General features: G+C 69.4%; 15 protein-coding genes. 7 read left to right on the top strand and 8 right to left on the bottom strand.

Annotated features, from left to right (window positions below; translation table 11 throughout):
- Positions 1–142: 142 nt before the first annotated feature.
- From ACE3TA_RS11245 to ACE3TA_RS11215, 7 genes are all read right to left on the bottom strand, one after another.
- Positions 143–1,075, bottom strand: a complete 933-nt coding sequence (locus ACE3TA_RS11245) for a bifunctional riboflavin kinase/FAD synthetase (RefSeq protein WP_374573596.1) — start codon at positions 1,073–1,075, stop codon at positions 143–145.
- The gene (locus ACE3TA_RS11240; RefSeq protein ID WP_374573594.1) at positions 1,076–1,498 is read right to left on the bottom strand and encodes a MaoC family dehydratase; all 423 of its coding nucleotides are present in this window, start codon (positions 1,496–1,498) and stop codon (positions 1,076–1,078) included.
- Positions 1,499–1,585: 87 nt separating this feature from the next.
- The gene (locus ACE3TA_RS11235; RefSeq protein ID WP_374573592.1) at positions 1,586–2,449 is read right to left on the bottom strand and encodes a TIGR01459 family HAD-type hydrolase; all 864 of its coding nucleotides are present in this window, start codon (positions 2,447–2,449) and stop codon (positions 1,586–1,588) included.
- A gap of 61 nt (positions 2,450–2,510) precedes the next feature.
- Complete coding sequence (locus tag ACE3TA_RS11230; protein WP_374573591.1) at positions 2,511–3,770, bottom strand: EAL domain-containing protein; 1,260 nt, start codon at positions 3,768–3,770, stop codon at positions 2,511–2,513.
- Positions 3,771–3,922: 152 nt separating this feature from the next.
- Positions 3,923–4,801, bottom strand: coding sequence for a 3-hydroxybutyryl-CoA dehydrogenase (locus tag ACE3TA_RS11225; protein ID WP_374573589.1), 879 nt, complete (start codon positions 4,799–4,801; stop codon positions 3,923–3,925).
- Between the two features lie 279 nt (positions 4,802–5,080).
- Positions 5,081–6,025: an electron transfer flavoprotein subunit alpha/FixB family protein gene (locus ACE3TA_RS11220; RefSeq protein WP_374573587.1), complete on the bottom strand. Its 945-nt coding sequence runs from the start codon at positions 6,023–6,025 to the stop codon at positions 5,081–5,083.
- The gene (locus ACE3TA_RS11215) at positions 6,025–6,774 is read right to left on the bottom strand and encodes an electron transfer flavoprotein subunit beta/FixA family protein (RefSeq protein ID WP_374573586.1); all 750 of its coding nucleotides are present in this window, start codon (positions 6,772–6,774) and stop codon (positions 6,025–6,027) included. Before ACE3TA_RS11215 ends, ACE3TA_RS11220 begins: the two co-directional genes overlap by 1 nt.
- Positions 6,775–6,924: 150 nt before the next feature.
- On the opposite strand from ACE3TA_RS11215, the gene ACE3TA_RS11210 reads away from it, so the two are divergent.
- Entirely contained in the window at positions 6,925–7,221 is a 297-nt protein-coding gene (locus ACE3TA_RS11210; RefSeq protein ID WP_374573584.1) for a hypothetical protein, read from the top strand.
- 12 nt (positions 7,222–7,233) lie between these two features.
- On the opposite strand, the gene ACE3TA_RS11205 is transcribed toward ACE3TA_RS11210, so the two are convergent.
- Positions 7,234–9,204 (bottom strand): transglycosylase domain-containing protein, encoded by a 1,971-nt coding sequence (locus ACE3TA_RS11205; protein WP_374573582.1) that lies wholly within the window; start codon positions 9,202–9,204, stop codon positions 7,234–7,236.
- A 331-nt stretch (positions 9,205–9,535) separates the two neighbouring features.
- Here ACE3TA_RS11205 and ACE3TA_RS11200 point away from each other — a divergent pair, with 331 nt between their 5' ends.
- From ACE3TA_RS11200 to atpD, 6 genes are all read left to right on the top strand, one after another.
- Positions 9,536–9,871, top strand: a complete 336-nt coding sequence (locus tag ACE3TA_RS11200; protein ID WP_374573580.1) for a hypothetical protein — start codon at positions 9,536–9,538, stop codon at positions 9,869–9,871.
- Positions 9,872–10,139: 268 nt separating this feature from the next.
- On the top strand, positions 10,140–10,448 hold the full coding sequence (locus tag ACE3TA_RS11195) for a PaaI family thioesterase (RefSeq protein WP_374573578.1): 309 nt from the start codon (positions 10,140–10,142) through the stop codon (positions 10,446–10,448).
- A 188-nt stretch (positions 10,449–10,636) separates the two neighbouring features.
- Positions 10,637–11,191, top strand: a complete 555-nt coding sequence (locus ACE3TA_RS11190; protein WP_374573576.1) for a F0F1 ATP synthase subunit delta — start codon at positions 10,637–10,639, stop codon at positions 11,189–11,191.
- Between the two features lie 4 nt (positions 11,192–11,195).
- The gene (gene atpA, locus ACE3TA_RS11185) at positions 11,196–12,731 is read left to right on the top strand and encodes a F0F1 ATP synthase subunit alpha (protein ID WP_374573574.1); all 1,536 of its coding nucleotides are present in this window, start codon (positions 11,196–11,198) and stop codon (positions 12,729–12,731) included.
- Positions 12,732–12,755: 24 nt separating this feature from the next.
- Entirely contained in the window at positions 12,756–13,628 is an 873-nt protein-coding gene (locus ACE3TA_RS11180) for a F0F1 ATP synthase subunit gamma (RefSeq protein ID WP_374573572.1), read from the top strand.
- Positions 13,629–13,649: 21 nt separating this feature from the next.
- Positions 13,650–15,266, top strand: a complete 1,617-nt coding sequence (gene atpD / locus ACE3TA_RS11175; RefSeq protein ID WP_374573571.1) for a F0F1 ATP synthase subunit beta — start codon at positions 13,650–13,652, stop codon at positions 15,264–15,266.
- The last annotated feature ends 2 nt before the right edge of the window (positions 15,267–15,268 follow it).

Below are 15,268 nucleotides of genomic sequence, written 5' to 3'. Positions count from 1 at the left end.
CCCGGCGCGCGCTGGAGGTCGTCCGGCGGCGTCACGCCGGGCGGATAATTCGCAGTCCCGTCCGAACCGAAGTCATGGCGGGGGCTGTAGCAGAGGGCGCGGCCCGGTTCAAACGAAGCCGGACGAGCCGGCGAAGGACGGGTCAGAAGTCGGGGGTGAGGATGGCGCGAGCCTGGCGCACGTCCTCGTGGATCTGCTCGACCATGGCCTCCAGCCCGTCGAACTTCAGTTCCGGCCGCAGGAAGGCGATCAGGTCGGTCTCCAGCGTCTGGTCGTAGAGGTCCTCGTCGAAGTCGAACAGCCAGACCTCCAGGCGCGGGTCGACCTCGCCCACCGTGGGATTGACCCCGATATTGGCCACGCCCGGAACCTCCCGCCCGTCCGGCAGGCGGGTGCGGGTGGCGTAGACGCCGAACTTGGGCGTGACGTAGTCCTCAAGGGCGATGTTGGCGGTGGGAAAGCCGAGCTGGCGGCCGAGCTTGCGCCCGTGCAGCACCACGCCCTCGATGGCGAACGGCCGGCCCAGCACGGCCGCGGCGTCCTGCGGGCGGCCGTCGCGCAGGGCCTGGCGCACGGCGGAGGAGGAGAACTTGTCCTCGCCCTCGCCGAGGGCCGGGGCGACCGACACGCCGAAGCCGAACTCGGCGCCGTAGGCGGCCATACTCTCGGGGCTGCCGCTGCGGCCCTTGCCGAAGGAGATGTCGAAGCCGACGGCGACGTTGCGCACGCCCATCCCCTCGTACAGCACCTGCTCGGCGAATTCGCGGTCGGTCAGGTGCATCAGCTCGCCGTCGAAGGGCAGGACGTAGAGCACGTCCACGCCGAGGGCGGCCAGCGCCCTGGCCTGCTGGTCGGGCTTCATCAGCCGGAAGGCGGGCGCGTCCGGCTGGAAGATGCGGCGCGGATGCGGCTCGAAACTGATCACGCCCAGCGGCGCCTTGAACTCGCCGGCCGCCCTGGCGGCGAGGGCGATGACGTGCTGGTGGCCGCGATGGACGCCGTCGAAGTTGCCGAGCGCCACCGAGGCGCCCTTGTCGGCGTCGCTGAGACCCTTCCAGTGGCGGACGATACGCATTCAGTCGCCCCGGCGCGGAACCATCACGACCGCCTCTCCCTCGACCACGGTCTTGCCGTCCACCAGGCACAGGGTGGCGAGCGTGACGTGGCCGCGGCGCTCGTCCAGCGCCTGCACGGTCACCCGGGCGGTCACAGCGTCGCCGATGCGCACGGGCCGGCGGAAGCGCAGCGACTGGTTCAGGTAGATGGCGCCCGGGCCCGGCAGGCGCGTGCCCAGCACCGCGGAGATGTAGGCGCCCGAGAGCATGCCGTGGGCGATGCGCTCCTGGAACGCGGTGGTCTTGGCGTAGGCCTCGTCCAGGTGCACGGGGTTTGTGTCGCCGGACACCTCGGCGAACGCTTCGATGGCCGCGGCGGTCACCACGTGGGTCATGTCGGCGCTCTGGCCCACGCTCAAGTCCTCGAAGTTCAGCCCCGTCACCCCGGCCCTCCTGTCACTGCGGTTTCCTTAGCGGGCTTGTTCGCCGATGCGAAGCGTCCGCGACCGACCTCGCCAAACCAGACGGCCTCACCAGACCAGATGAGCCGCGGCCCAGGCGGCGGATGCGCCGTTCTCGGCCAGCAGCGTCTCCACGGCCGCCGCGTCCAGCCCGCCCTCGCCCACGGCGTCGGCGCCGTGGATGCCGCTGGCGATGAACAGGACGTCCAGGGCCTGGGCGTTGGCGCCCATCACGTCGGTGGCCATGCCGTCGCCGACACAGAGGATGCGCTCACGCGCGACCGGGCCGCCGGCCAGGCGCGCGGCCTCGGCGACGGACAGGTCGTAGATCGGCGGATGCGGCTTGCCGGCCATGAACACGGTTCCCCCGAGCGCTTCGTAGAGCTGCGCCAGCGCCCCGCCGCAATAGACCAGCTTGTCGCCGCGCTGCACGACGATGTCGGGATTGGCGCAGACCATCTCAAGGCCCCGCGCGGCGGCCGCGGCCAGACGGTCGCGATAGTCCTCCGGCGTCTCCACCTCGTCGTCGTAGGGGCCGGTGCAGGCGATGAAGGCGGCCGCCTCGGGCCCCGCGAACTCCAGGCCCAGGCCCTCGTAGAGGACGCCGTCCCGCTCCGGCCCGATGGCCCAGGCCGGGCCCGGCGCGCGGGCGCCGAGCAGGGCGCGGGTGGCGTCGCCGGACGTCACCAGGGCCGACCAGGCGGCGCGTGGCACGCCGAGGGAATCCATCTGCTCGACCACCGCCGGACGCGGCTTGGGCGAATTGGAGATCAGCACCACGGGGCCGCGCTCGTCGCGGAAGCGGGCCAGCGCCGCGCAGGCGTCGGGGAAGTGCTCGCGCCCGTTGTGGATCACGCCCCAGACGTCGCAGAGCAGCACGTCGTAGCGGTCGGAGATTTCGGACAGGCCGTGGATCGGTCGGGGCGCGGTCATGGAGCCGGGCGGTAGCCGGGACCGCCGTCCGGGTCAATGCACGGCGAAGGTCCGCGGCGGCTCAGCCGCGTCCAGCGGTCCGGCGCAGCAGGTTGTTGCGCATGAAGTCGGCCGGCGGATCGGCCTCGGCGAGCACCTGGTCGCGGATCGGGCGCGGCTCGCCGAACAGGTGGCCCTGGCCCAGGGAGATGTCGAGCTCGAGGATGTCGACGATCTGGCGCTCGCTCTCGACCTTCTCGGCGACGATCTCCACGCCGTAGCGGCGGGTGAGGGCGGCGAAGTCCTCGGCGGCGAGGTCAGGCAGGGACTTCAGCACCAGCCGGCCGTCGCGCTCGACCATCTCCTCCAGCAGCACCTTGGCGGCGATCTTGACGAACTTCACGTCCGAACGGGCCAGGTCGTGGAAGTCGAAGTCCAGGTCGACCACCTTGTCGAGGCTGAAGCGGAAGCCGAGGTCGGCGAGCTTGGCCATGTTGCGCGCCTCGACCGCGCCGCGGGCGTCGAAGGCCGCCTGGCCGAGCTCGAAGATCAGCGCGCCGGCCAGGTCGCGGTTGGCCGACAAGAGCTCCAGGAACTGGGGGAAGAAGGTTTCGTCCGCCAGGCTGGCCGTGGAGATGTTGCAGAAGATGCCGACCTTGCGGTCCTGCTTGGCCAGCCGCCGCACGATCTGCACGCAGCGGAACAGGAGCAGGTTGTCGATGGAGGTGATCAGCCCCTCCGGCTCGGCCACCGACAGATACTCGGCCGGCATCATCACCCGGCCGGTCTGGTCGCGCAGGCGCGAGAAGCTCTCATAGTACACGGTCCGGCGCTGCGGCAGGCCGACGATCGGCTGCAGGTAGAGGTCCACGCGGTTGTCGGCGAGGGCCTCGCGCACGGTTTCCAGCAGGGCCGCCGACTGGCCGCCGTGCTGGCCGAGGCGCGGCGGCAAGGGGGCGGTGGCCACCCGCTCCTCCAGGCGCTGGCTCATGCGCTGGACCAGGTCCTCCAGCATGTGGACCTCGTCGGACAGGGCCTCGGAGCGGCGCAGGGCGTCGTCGGCGATCGTCTCGACCACCTGGGAGACGCGGCCGTCGATCTTCTCGATCTGGTCCAGCAGGATGCGGTGAGCCTCGCGCAGGGCGCCGAGCTCGTTGCGGATGGAGGCGGCGTTGAGCGCCTGCTCGATGAGGCCGTGGAAGGCGAAGGCCAGGCCCAGGCCGCCCACCAGCGCCGCGACGCCCGCACCCCAGCCGCCGCCGTTGCGCCAGAGCAGCAAGGCGATGATCAGCGCCAGACATAGGTAGGCGCCGCACAAGAGCGCCAAGGTGAGCCGTCGCATGGGTCCGCCGGTCCGAATCGAAAAGGATTATCGAACGCAGCCGGCGGAGAAGTCGAATGGATAAACGAGCGGGTCGTGATCCCGCGCCGATCGGCCGCAAGACTTGAGGCGGATTGCTTTGATCGAGGGCGCGGGCGGCTCGACTGGCTGCTCTACCGGGTGGGGACGGGCGCCTCGCCACGATAGTCGTAGAAGCCGCGGCCGGACTTGCGGCCCACCCATCCGGCCTCGACGTACTTCACCAGGAGCGGGCAGGGCCGGTACTTGGAGTCGGCCAGGCCCTCGTGCAGCACGTTCATGATCGACAGGACCGTGTCCAGGCCGATGAAGTCGCCCAGCTCCAGCGGGCCCATCGGATGGTTGGCGCCCAGCTTCAGCGCCGTGTCGATGGCCTCGACCGTGCCCACGCCCTCGTAGAGGGTGTAGATCGCCTCGTTGATCATCGGCACCAGGATGCGGTTGACGATGAAGGCGGGGAAGTCCTCGGCGTTGGCGGTGGTCTTGCCCAGCGAGCGGGCGAAGTTGACCGCGGTCTCGTAGGTCTGCGCGTCCGTGGCGATGCCGCGGATGATCTCCACCAGGTTCATCAGCGGCACGGGGTTCATGAAGTGCAGGCCGATGAACCGCTCGGGCCGGTCGGTGGTCGAGGCCAGGCGGGTGATCGAGATCGACGAGGTGTTCGAGGCGAGCATCGTCGTCGGCGCCAAGTGGGGCGTCAGCGCCTTGAAGATCGCCTTCTTGACGTCCTCGTCCTCGGTGGCCGCCTCGATGGCCAGGTCGGTCTTGCCGACGTCCTGCAGTTCCTTGGCCGGATGGATGTGGGCCATGGCCGCTTCCATCTGCGCCGGCTCGATGATCCCGCGCGAGACCTGGCGGGTCATGTTCTTCTCGATGGCCTTGACGCCTGCGCTGATCCTCTCCGGCGCCACGTCGTGCAGAAGGACGTCGTAGCCGGCCAAGGCGCACACGTGAGCGATGCCGGATCCCATCTGGCCTGCGCCGATGACGCCGACCGACTTGATATCAACCATGCAGTCAAAGCCCCAATAATGCGGGCGCGTTCATGCGCGCCGTCGCTTGTGACGATCTTCTAACATGGCCGGAGCCGCCGCCGCCAAGGCTTTTGCTGCGGCGCAGCGTGGCGGGCGCCTCTCACTGTGGCGCCGGGGACGCTAAATGCGGTGTTTCGCCCACCTATGAGGGAGATGTTTCCGCGGAACCACCAGGAGTTCGCCGCAGCGCAGCAGAAACGAAAAAGGGGCGGCCCGCCGGGCCGCCCCTCTCGAAAGTCGCGTCGTGCGACGGCCGGCTTACTTGCCGGCCGCGGTCAGCGCGTCCATCAGCTCCGGCACGGCGGTCTTGTAGTCCGCCACCAGGCCGTAGTCGGCCACCTGGAAGATCGGCGCGTCGCCGTCCTTGTTGATCGCCACGATCACCTTGGAGTCCTTCATGCCGGCCAAGTGCTGGATGGCGCCGGAGATGCCGATCGCCACGTACAGCTCGGGGGCCACGACCTTGCCGGTCTGGCCGACCTGGTAGTCGTTCGGCGCGTAGCCGGCGTCCACCGCGGCGCGGCTGGCGCCCACGGCCGCGCCGAGCTTGTCGGCGAGCGGCTCGATGACCCGCTGGAACTCCTCGGCCGAGCCCATGGCGCGGCCGCCGGACACGACGATCTTCGCCGCGCCCAGTTCCGGACGGTCGGACTTGACCAGTTGCTGGCCGATGAAGTGGGTCTTGGGCGCGCCGGCGCCGGCGTCGATGGTCTCGACGCTGGCCGAGCCGCCTTCGCCCGCCGCCTTGAAGGCCGTGGCGCGCACGGTGATCACCTTCTTGGCGTCGGAGGACTGCACCGTCTCCAGCGCGTTGCCGGCGTAGATCGGGCGCACGAAGGTGTTGGCGTCGACCACCTCGATGATCTCGGAGATCTGCGAGGAATCGAGCTTGGCGGCGATGCGCGGGGCGATGTTCTTGCCCTGCGAGGTGGCCGGGATCAGCACGGCGTCGTAGCCGGCCATCAGCGGAACCACCAGCGCCTGGATCGCTTCGGCCAGGCCTTCGCCCAGGGCGTCGCTCTCGGCCAGCAGCACCTTGCGCACGCCGGCGATCTTGGCCGCGGCGTCGGCGGCGGCCTTGGCGTCCTTGCCCGCCACCAGGACGTCCACGTCGCCCGACACGGCGAGGGCCGCGGTGACGGTCTTGTTGGTGGTGTCCTTCAGCGAGGCGTTGTCGTGATCGGCGATGACGAGAACGGCCATTAGAGCACCCCCGCTTCGTTCTTCAGCTTGGCGACCAGGTCGGCCGCGGTCTCAACCTTGATCCCGCCGCCGCGCTTCGGCGGCTCGGTGACCTTCAGCACCTTCAGGCGCGGGGCCGCGTCGACGCCCAGGGAGCCGAGCTCCTTGACGTCCAGCGGCTTCTTCTTGGCCTTCATGATGTTGGGCAGGCTGGCGTAGCGCGGCTCGTTGAGGCGCAGGTCGGCGGTGACCACCGCCGGCAGGTCGACCTCGATGGTCTGCAGGCCGCCGTCCACTTCGCGGGTGACCTTGGCCTTGCCGGCCGACAGCTCCAGCGCCGAGGCGAAGGTCGCCTGCGGCCAGTCGAGCAGGGCCGCCAGCATCTGGCCGGTGGCGTTGTTGTCGCCGTCGATGGCCTGCTTGCCCATGATGACCACGTCGGGGTTTTCCTCGGCGATCACGGCCTTGAGCGTCTTGGCCACGGCCAGCGGCTCCAGGTCCTGGTCGGTCTGGACCAGGATCGCGCGGTCGGCGCCCATGGCCAGGGCCGTGCGCAGGGTCTCCTGCGCCTGGGCCGGGCCGATGGACACGGCCACGACCTCGGTCGCCACGCCCTTTTCCTTCTGGCGCACCGCCTCTTCGACGGCGATTTCGCAGAAGGGATTCATGGACATCTTCACGTTGGCCAGATCCACGCCCGACTGGTCGGGCTTCACCCTGGCTTTGACGTTGTAATCGATCACCCGTTTGATCGGGACCAACACCTTCATGGGTCGTTACCGCCTCAAATTAGATTGGCTAGAGAAATTGTCGGATGGGGGCATAACGGTTCCCACGCGCTTTGCAAGTCGTGCGCGCGCCTCAATTGAAGCGCAAATGGCCTCTAGGCGCCGGGGCGCCTCCTCGACTAGAGCACGGACATGAACCGCACGATCAACCAGTTGAAGCTCATATTCCTGGGCGTCTTCGCCCTCGGCTGCGTCGGCGTGCTCGTCTACACGTTCGGCTGGCAACTGCCGGCTCAGCGTTGCGAGGCCAAGAAGGATTGGTGGGATTGGCGCACGCGCACCTGCGCCCACCCGGTGCTCCTGTCCGACATCACCGGCCGCACGACCGAGGAAGTCCTGGCCGAAAAGGCGGCCAAGGCGAAGGCCGCCGCCGACCAGGCGGCGAAGGAAAAGGCCGCGCCCGCCGGGGCCGCGCCGGCCAAGCCCTAGCGGCCGTTCCGCCTAGAAGGGAACGCTTTCCGGCTCCTGGACCGGAGTCGGCGTGGTGGCGGTCGGCTGCGGCTGTTCGCCGCCGCCGGCCAGGATGTCGCCGATGGGGTCGTTGACCGGCGGCGGCTCGATCACGCCGCCGGGGATCGGCTGGACCTTCAGCCGGGGCAGGGCCTGGCTCATGAAATCCTTCCACACGCCCGCCGGGGCGGCGCCGCCGGTGACGCGCTTCATCGGCGTGTTGTCGTCGCGGCCGAGCCACACGGCGGTGACGAAGCCGCCCGTGTAGCCGACGAACCAGGCGTCGCGGTAATCGCTGGTGGTGCCGGTCTTGCCGGCCAGGTCGTAGCCGGGCACCCGCGCCCGCCCGCCGGTGCCGGAGATCACCACCTGGCGCAGCATCTGGTTCATGTACTGCAGGGCCGGAGAGCCGATCACCGAGCGGCGCTCGGGCTTGTCGACGTTGTGGTCGTAGAGCACCCGCCCGTCCGTGGTGCGGATGCGCTCGATGGCGTAGGCCTTGGCCTGCAGCCCGCCGTTGGAGAACGGCGCGTAGGCCTGGGCCATCTCCAGCGGGCTGACCTCCACCGCGCCCAGGGCCATGGACGGGTCGAGCTGGATCTTCGAGGTGATGCCCAGCCGGTGGGCGGTGGCCGCCACGTTGCGCGTGCCGACCTCGTTGGCCAGGCGCGCGGCGACCGTGTTGATGGAGTTGGCGAGCGCGCTCTGCAGGGTGAGCGGGCCCAGGTACTTGTTGGTGTAGTTGTGCGGCTCCCAATTGCCGATCTTGATGGGCTCGTCGACCACCATCATGTTCGGCGTGCGCCCCTGCTCCATGGCCGTCAGATAGACGAACGGCTTGAACGCCGAGCCCGCCTGGCGGTGGGCCATGGTCGCCCGGTCGAACTGGCTGTCCACGTAGGAGGTGCCGCCGACGTAGGCGCGCACGCGGCCCTCGCCGTCCAGCGCCACCAGGGCGCCCTGCTCGACGCCCTGCTTGGCCGCTTCCAGCACCCCGCGGCGCAGGGATTGCTCGGCGGCCGTCTGCAGCGGCAGGTCCAGGGTGGTCTCGACGACGAGGTCCTCGGTGGGCTCGCCCACCAGGCCGCGCACCTGGTCGTCGACCCAGTCGGTGAAATACTGCGCCCGCTGGTTGGCCAGCGTCGGGTTCACGCGCACCGGATGCTTGAAGGCCTCGGCCCGCTGCTCGGGCGTGATGGCGTGGATGCGCACCATCTCGTCCAGCACGATGGTCGCACGGCGGGCGGCGCGGTCGCTGGCCGAGACGGGGCTGTAGCGCGAGGGGCCCTTCATCATGCCGGCCAGGAGGGCGGCCTCGCCGACGGTGAGCTCGGTGGCGCTCTTGTTGAAGTAGCGCTGGGAGGCGGCCTCGATGCCGTAGGCGCCGGCCCCGAAGTAGACCCGGTTCAGATAGAGCTCCAGGATCTCCTTCTTGGAGAACTTGGCCTCCAGCCACACCGCCAGGATCAGCTCCTGGATCTTGCGCTTGTAGGTCTGGTCCAGGGTCAGGAAGAGGTTGCGGGCGAGCTGCTGGGTGATGGTCGAGCCGCCGCGCAGGGGCCCGCCCCGGTGCGTGAGATTGTAGATCTGGCTGCGGGCGATGCCCCACGGGTTGAACCCGAAATGCCAGTAGAACCAGCGGTCCTCGATGGCGACGAAGGCCATCGGCACGTAGGGCGGCAACTTGTCCAGGTCGACCGGCGGGGCGTACTGGCTGCCGCGCACGGCCACCAGGGCGCCGGAGCGGTCCAGGTAGGAGATCGAGGGCTGGCGCTCGACCTCGTAGAGCTTGGAGGTGTCGGGCAGGTCCGAGGCGACCACGGCGAACAGGGCGCCGGCGAAGATCACGCCCCAGACGCCCAGCACCAGGGTCCAGTAGAGGAGCGCTTGCAGCGGCGTGCGGCGCTTGCGCGGTTCGCGCCCGCGCTCGCCCTGCGGCCCCGCCGCCTTACCCTTCGCCATCGTGTCGTCCTAGGTCAGCGATACGAGCCGCCCCGCCCGGGCGCCCGTTTACCCCACACGCACGAAACGCGCGACAAGATTGACGACAGATGAACAGCGGCTTGACGCCGCGTCGCCGCCCGTTTCCGCCGCCCGCGGGGCCAGCCTGCAGCGCCCGTTCTGCAAACCCGCATAACGGCGGTGCGAAATTTTCTGTTGTGGCCGATCTTAACAGTGTTATCTTAGCGTTGCTTAGTTCGTTTCGCGCCGACGGCGGGGATAACCGTCGGCGATATCGGGACGGACTGGCCGGGGCCCTCGGTCCCGACTCCCCGAAACGCTGGAGGGCTCCATGAAGCTCCAATTCCTTGCGGCCGCCGCTGCGGTCATCGTCGCCACGACCGCCGCCGGCGCCGCGTCCGCCGAAACGGTCTCGGTCAAGCTGCAGCAGCCGGTCGCCGAGAAGACCAAGCTGATCGCCGGCGGCGCCGTGTTCCTCTGCGACGGCGATTCCTGCGTCGCCACCGCCGCCACTTCGCGCACCTTCACCGCCGCCACCTGCAAGGCCCTGGCGAAGTCGGTCGGCGCGGTGGCCGAGTTCAGCAGCGACCGCAAGTCGCTCGACGAAGACAAGCTCGGCAAGTGCAACGCCACGGCCAAGCCCGTCACCCAGGTCGCGAACCGGTAGGCGCAACCTCCCCGCCGATTTTCTCGAGCCTGTCGACCCTGGGCGCCGGAGCAATCCGGCGCCCTTCTTTTTTTGGAGGTAGCGCGCGCCGGAGCAATCCGGCGCCCTTCTTTTTTTGGGGCGGCGCGCGCCGGAGCAATCCGGCGCCCGAGTTCGCGGCGTGCGAGACGCCAAAGCGAGCCGCGGGGCGCTTTCCCGACCGCGCGGCGCCTGCCGCGCTCCCCCGCCGATTTGCCAACGGCCCCGCCTTCTATAAAGGAGCGCGCCGATGACCGCCTCCCCAGACATCCTGCGCCGTTCCGCCAGCCTGTCGGCCGCGCCCGCCGCGCCCGCCGCCCTGCTGGAGCCCGCCCTCGCCGAGGTTTCCGGCCCGGGCGCCGAGCCCGTCTCCCTGACCCTGGACTACGCCGGGGCCGCCCGCGCCGGCGTCTCGGTGGTGGTGGAAGCCTGGGTCGACCGGGCCACCCGAACCCTGGTGTTCGCGCACGGACGATTGCTGGCGGCCGAGGACGGGGCGCTGGTCGCCACCGGCTCGGCGGTGTTCCGGCGCCCCGGCGCCGCGCCCGCCGCCCCCTGAAAACACGGCGCAGGGGCCCGCCGTTCGGTTGCGGCGCCGAAAATCGCATGCTATCAGGCGCGCGGCTTAGAGCCGGGGGGCCGACGAGGCCCTGCGGAGACGTGCTTTTTTCAAGCGCTTTCAAGCTTTTAGCCGCAGTGAAGGGGGACTTCTCGGCGGCGTTCGACACGCATCGGGCGGACAACTAAGTGGCGGATGATTCCAAGTCTTCGAATGTGGGCGGCCGATACGCGCAGGCCCTGTTCGATCTCGCGAATGATGAGAAGAAGGTCGACCGCGTCGAAGCGGACCTGAAGTCGCTGAAGGCGATGATCGCCGACAGCCGCGACCTGCGCATCCTGTTGGATTCGCCCGCCTTCTCAGCCGAGGACAAGGCCAAGGGCCTGGGCGCGATCGCCGCCAAGGCCGGCCTCGACGCGACCACCGCGAAGTTCCTGGGCCTGCTGTCGGCCAACGGCCGCGCCTCGGCCCTGCCCGAGGTGATCGTGGCCTTCCAGGCCCTGTCGGCCGAGGCGCGCGGCGTCGTGGCCGCCGAAGTCGTCAGCGCCCTGCCGCTCACCGCCGCCCAGACCAAGGGCATGGCGGCCGCCCTGCGCCAGGCGCTGGGCAAGGATCCCGAAATCACGACCCGCGTCGACCCGTCCATCCTGGGCGGGGTCAAGGTGAAGGTCGGTTCCCGTCTGTTCGATGCTTCGCTGCGTTCGAAGCTCGACTCCCTCAAATTCGCCCTGAAGAGAGCGTAAAGCCATGGACATCCGCGCCGCCGAGATTTCGGCCATCCTCAAGTCGCAGATCGCCAATTTCGGCGAAGAAGCTGACGTTTCCGACGTTGGCAGCGTGCTGTCGGTGGGCGACGGCATCGCCCGCGTGTTCGGCCTCGACAACGTCCAGGCCGGCGAAATGGTGGAATTCCCCAAGGCCGGCGTGAAGGGCATGGCCCTGAACCTGGAACGCGACAACGTCGGGGTCGTGATCTTCGGCGACGACCGCGCCATCGGCGAAGGCGACGAAGTCCGCCGCCTGGGCGAGATCGTGGACGTGCCGGTGGGCAAGGGCCTGCTGGGCCGCGTCGTGAACCCGCTGGGCGAGCCGATCGACGGCAAGGGCCCGATCCAGAACGTGGCCGAGCGCCGCCGGGTGGACGTGAAGGCGCCGGGCATCATCCCGCGCAAGTCGGTGCACGAGCCGGTGCAGACCGGCCTGAAGGCCATCGACACGCTGATCCCGGTCGGCCGCGGCCAGCGCGAGCTGATCATCGGCGACCGCCAGACCGGCAAGACCGCCGTGGCGATCGACACCATCCTGAACCAGAAGTCGGTGAACGCCGCCGGCGACGAGAGCCAGAAGCTCTACTGCATCTACGTCGCGGTCGGTCAGAAGCGCTCCACCGTGGCCCAGATCGTCAAGACGCTCGAGGAGCGCGGCGCGCTGGACTACACCATCGTCGTGGCCGCCACGGCGTCCGAGCCGGCCCCGCTGCAGTTCCTGGCGCCCTTCGCCGGCTGCGCCATGGGCGAGTGGTTCCGCGACAACGGCATGCACGCCGTGATCATCTATGACGACCTGTCCAAGCAGGCCGTCGCCTATCGCCAGATGTCGCTGCTGCTGCGCCGCCCGCCGGGCCGCGAAGCCTATCCGGGCGACGTGTTCTACCTGCACTCCCGCCTGCTGGAGCGCGCGGCCAAGCTGAACGCCGACAACGGCTCCGGCTCGCTGACCGCCCTGCCGCTGATCGAAACCCAGGCCAACGACGTGTCGGCCTACATCCCGACCAACGTGATCTCGATCACCGACGGCCAGATCTTCCTGGAAACCGACCTGTTCTTCCAGGGCATCCGCCCGGCGGTGAACGTCGGCATCTCGGTGTCGCGCGTGGGCTCCTCGGCCCAGATCAAGGCGATGAAGCAGGTGGCCGGCCCCATCAAGGGCGAGCTGGCGCAGTACCGGGAAATGGCGGCCTTCGCCAAGTTCGGCTCCGACCTGGACGCGGCCACCCAGCGCATGCTGGCCCGCGGCGAGCGCCTGACCGAGCTGCTGAAGCAGCCGCAATACGCGCCGCTGGCGGTGGAAGAGCAGGTCTGCGTGATCTACGCCGGCACCCGCGGCTACCTGGACGGCATCCCGACCTCGGCGGTGGGCCGCTTCGAGTCCGAGCTGCTCGGCCTCCTGCACGCCAAGCATCAGCCCCTGCTGGACGGCATCCGCACCAAGAAGGAGCTGACGGCCGATTTCGAGGCGGAGCTGAAGGGCGCGCTCGAAAGCTTCACCAAGACCTTCGCCTGAGACTGAGCCGGAGAACCTAAGGGGATGGCCAGCCTCAAGGACATGCGCAATCGGATCTCGAGCGTGAAAGCCACGCAGAAGATCACGAAGGCGATGCAGATGGTGGCCGCAGCCAAGCTGCGGCGCGCCCAGGATGCGGCGCAGAACGCCCGGCCCTACGCCCGGCGTATGGCCTCGGTGATCGCCAATCTGGCGCAGGGCGTGTCCGGCGACGGCGCGCCGCGCCTGCTGGTGGGCACGGGCTCCGACGTCAAGCAGCTCGTGGTCGTCGCGACCTCGGACCGCGGCCTGGCGGGGGGCTTCAACTCCTCGGTCGTGCGCCTGGCCCGCGAGAAGATCTCGGGCCTCCTGGCCGCCGGCAAGGACGTGCGGATCATCGCGGTCGGCAAGAAGGCCCGCGACCAGCTCCGCCGCCTGTACGGCGACCGCTTCGTGGGCTTCTTCGAGGCGGGCTCCAACCCCTCGATGGCCACCGCCCAGGCCGTGGCCGACAAGATCATCGAGCTGTTCGAGGGCGGCGACGCCGACGTCGTGACCCTGATCTACAACCAGTTCCAGTCGGTGGTCAGCCAGGTGCCGTCCGCGGTGCAGCTCGTGCCCGCCCAGGTGGACGCCGGCGCGGCCCCGATCGACCTGAAGGGCGCGGCCTATGAATACGAGCCCTCCGAGGAAGCGATCCTGGAGGACCTCCTGCCGCGGAACCTGACCGTCCAGATCCTCTCGGCGACGCTGGAGAACCAGGCCGGGTTCTTCGCCGCCCAGATGACGGCGATGGACAACGCCACCCGCAACGCCGGCGAGATGATCGCCAAACTCACCCTGCAAATGAACCGTGCACGCCAGGCGCAGATCACCAAGGAGCTGATCGAGATCATCTCCGGCGCCGAGGCGCTCTAGACCCGAAGAGAGTTGGACCCCATGGCTACGACCCCGAAGGCTCCGGCCAAGAAGCCCGCCGCCCCCAAGGCCGCCGCTCCGAAGGCTGCGGCGCCGAAAGCCGCCGCCGCGGCCGCCGCTCCGAAGACCGCCGCCAAGGCCCCGGCCCGCAAGGCTCCGGCCAAGCCCGCCGCCGCGCCGACCACGCCGGTCGCCGCCAAGGGCGTGGCCACGGGCCGCATCTCCCAGGTCATCGGCGCCGTCGTCGACGTCGAGTTCGACGGCCACCTGCCGGCGATCATGAACGCGCTGGAGACGACCAACACCGACCAGCGGACCGGCCAGCCCTTCCGCCTGGTGCTGGAAGTCGCCCAGCACCTGGGTGAGAACACCGTGCGCACCATCGCTATGGACACCACCGAGGGCCTGACCCGCGGCCAGGCCGTGGTCGACACCGGCTCGGCGATCACCGTGCCTGTCGGCCCGGCGACGCTCGGCCGCATCATGAACGTCATCGGCGAGCCGATCGACGAAGCCGGCCCGATCGACTCCAAGTTCACCAGCGGCATCCACCGCGACGCCCCGTCCTTCGCCGAGCAGTCGACGCAGGCCGAAGTGCTGGTCACGGGCATCAAGGTCATCGACCTGATGTGCCCCTACACCAAGGGCGGCAAGATCGGCCTGTTCGGCGGCGCCGGCGTGGGCAAGACCGTGACCATGCAGGAGCTGATCAACAACATCGCCAAGGCCTACGGCGGTTACTCCGTGCTGGCCGGCGTGGGCGAGCGCACCCGCGAGGGCAACGACCTCTACCACGAAATGATCGAATCCGGCGTGAACCAGCCGGGCGGCGGCGGCGAGAGCCGCTGCACCCTGGTCTACGGCCAGATGAACGAGCCGCCCGGCGCCCGCGCCCGCGTGGCCCTGACCGGCCTGGCCCAGGCCGAGTACTTCCGCGACGAAGAGGGCAAGGACGTGCTGCTCTTCATCGACAACATCTTCCGCTTCACCCAGGCCGGCTCGGAAGTGTCGGCCCTGCTGGGCCGCATCCCCTCGGCCGTGGGCTATCAGCCCACCCTGGCCACCGAGATGGGCAACCTGCAGGAGCGCATCACCTCGACCAACAAGGGCTCGATCACCTCGGTGCAGGCCATCTACGTGCCCGCCGACGACCTGACCGACCCGGCCCCGGCCACCTCGTTCGCCCACTTGGACGCGACGACCGTGCTGAGCCGCGACATCGCCGCCCAGGCCATCTTCCCGGCCGTGGACCCGCTGGACTCCACCAGCCGGATCATGGACCCGCTGGTGATCGGCGAGGAGCACTACGCCGTCGCCCGCCGCACGCAGGAAATCCTGCAGCAGTACAAGGCCCTGAAGGACATCATCGCCATCCTGGGGATGGACGAGCTGTCTGAAGAGGACAAGCTGATCGTGGCCCGCGCCCGTAAGATCCAGCGCTTCCTGTCCCAGCCGTTCCACGTGGCCGAGCAGTTCACCAACCTGCCGGGCGTGTTCGTGAGCCTGGAAGACACGATCCGCTCGTTCAAGGCGATCTGCGACGGCGAGTACGACCACCTGCCGGAACCGGCCTTCTACAACGTCGGCACCATCGAAGACGCGGTGGCCAAGGCCGAAAAGCTGGCGGCCGAGGCCTGATC

Origin of the sequence: Phenylobacterium sp. (assembly GCF_041916435.1) — a bacterium.
Classification (GTDB): domain Bacteria; phylum Pseudomonadota; class Alphaproteobacteria; order Caulobacterales; family Caulobacteraceae; genus Phenylobacterium.
Note: the sequence above shows the minus strand (reverse complement) of the source record. Positions and strands in the feature narration are given on the sequence as shown.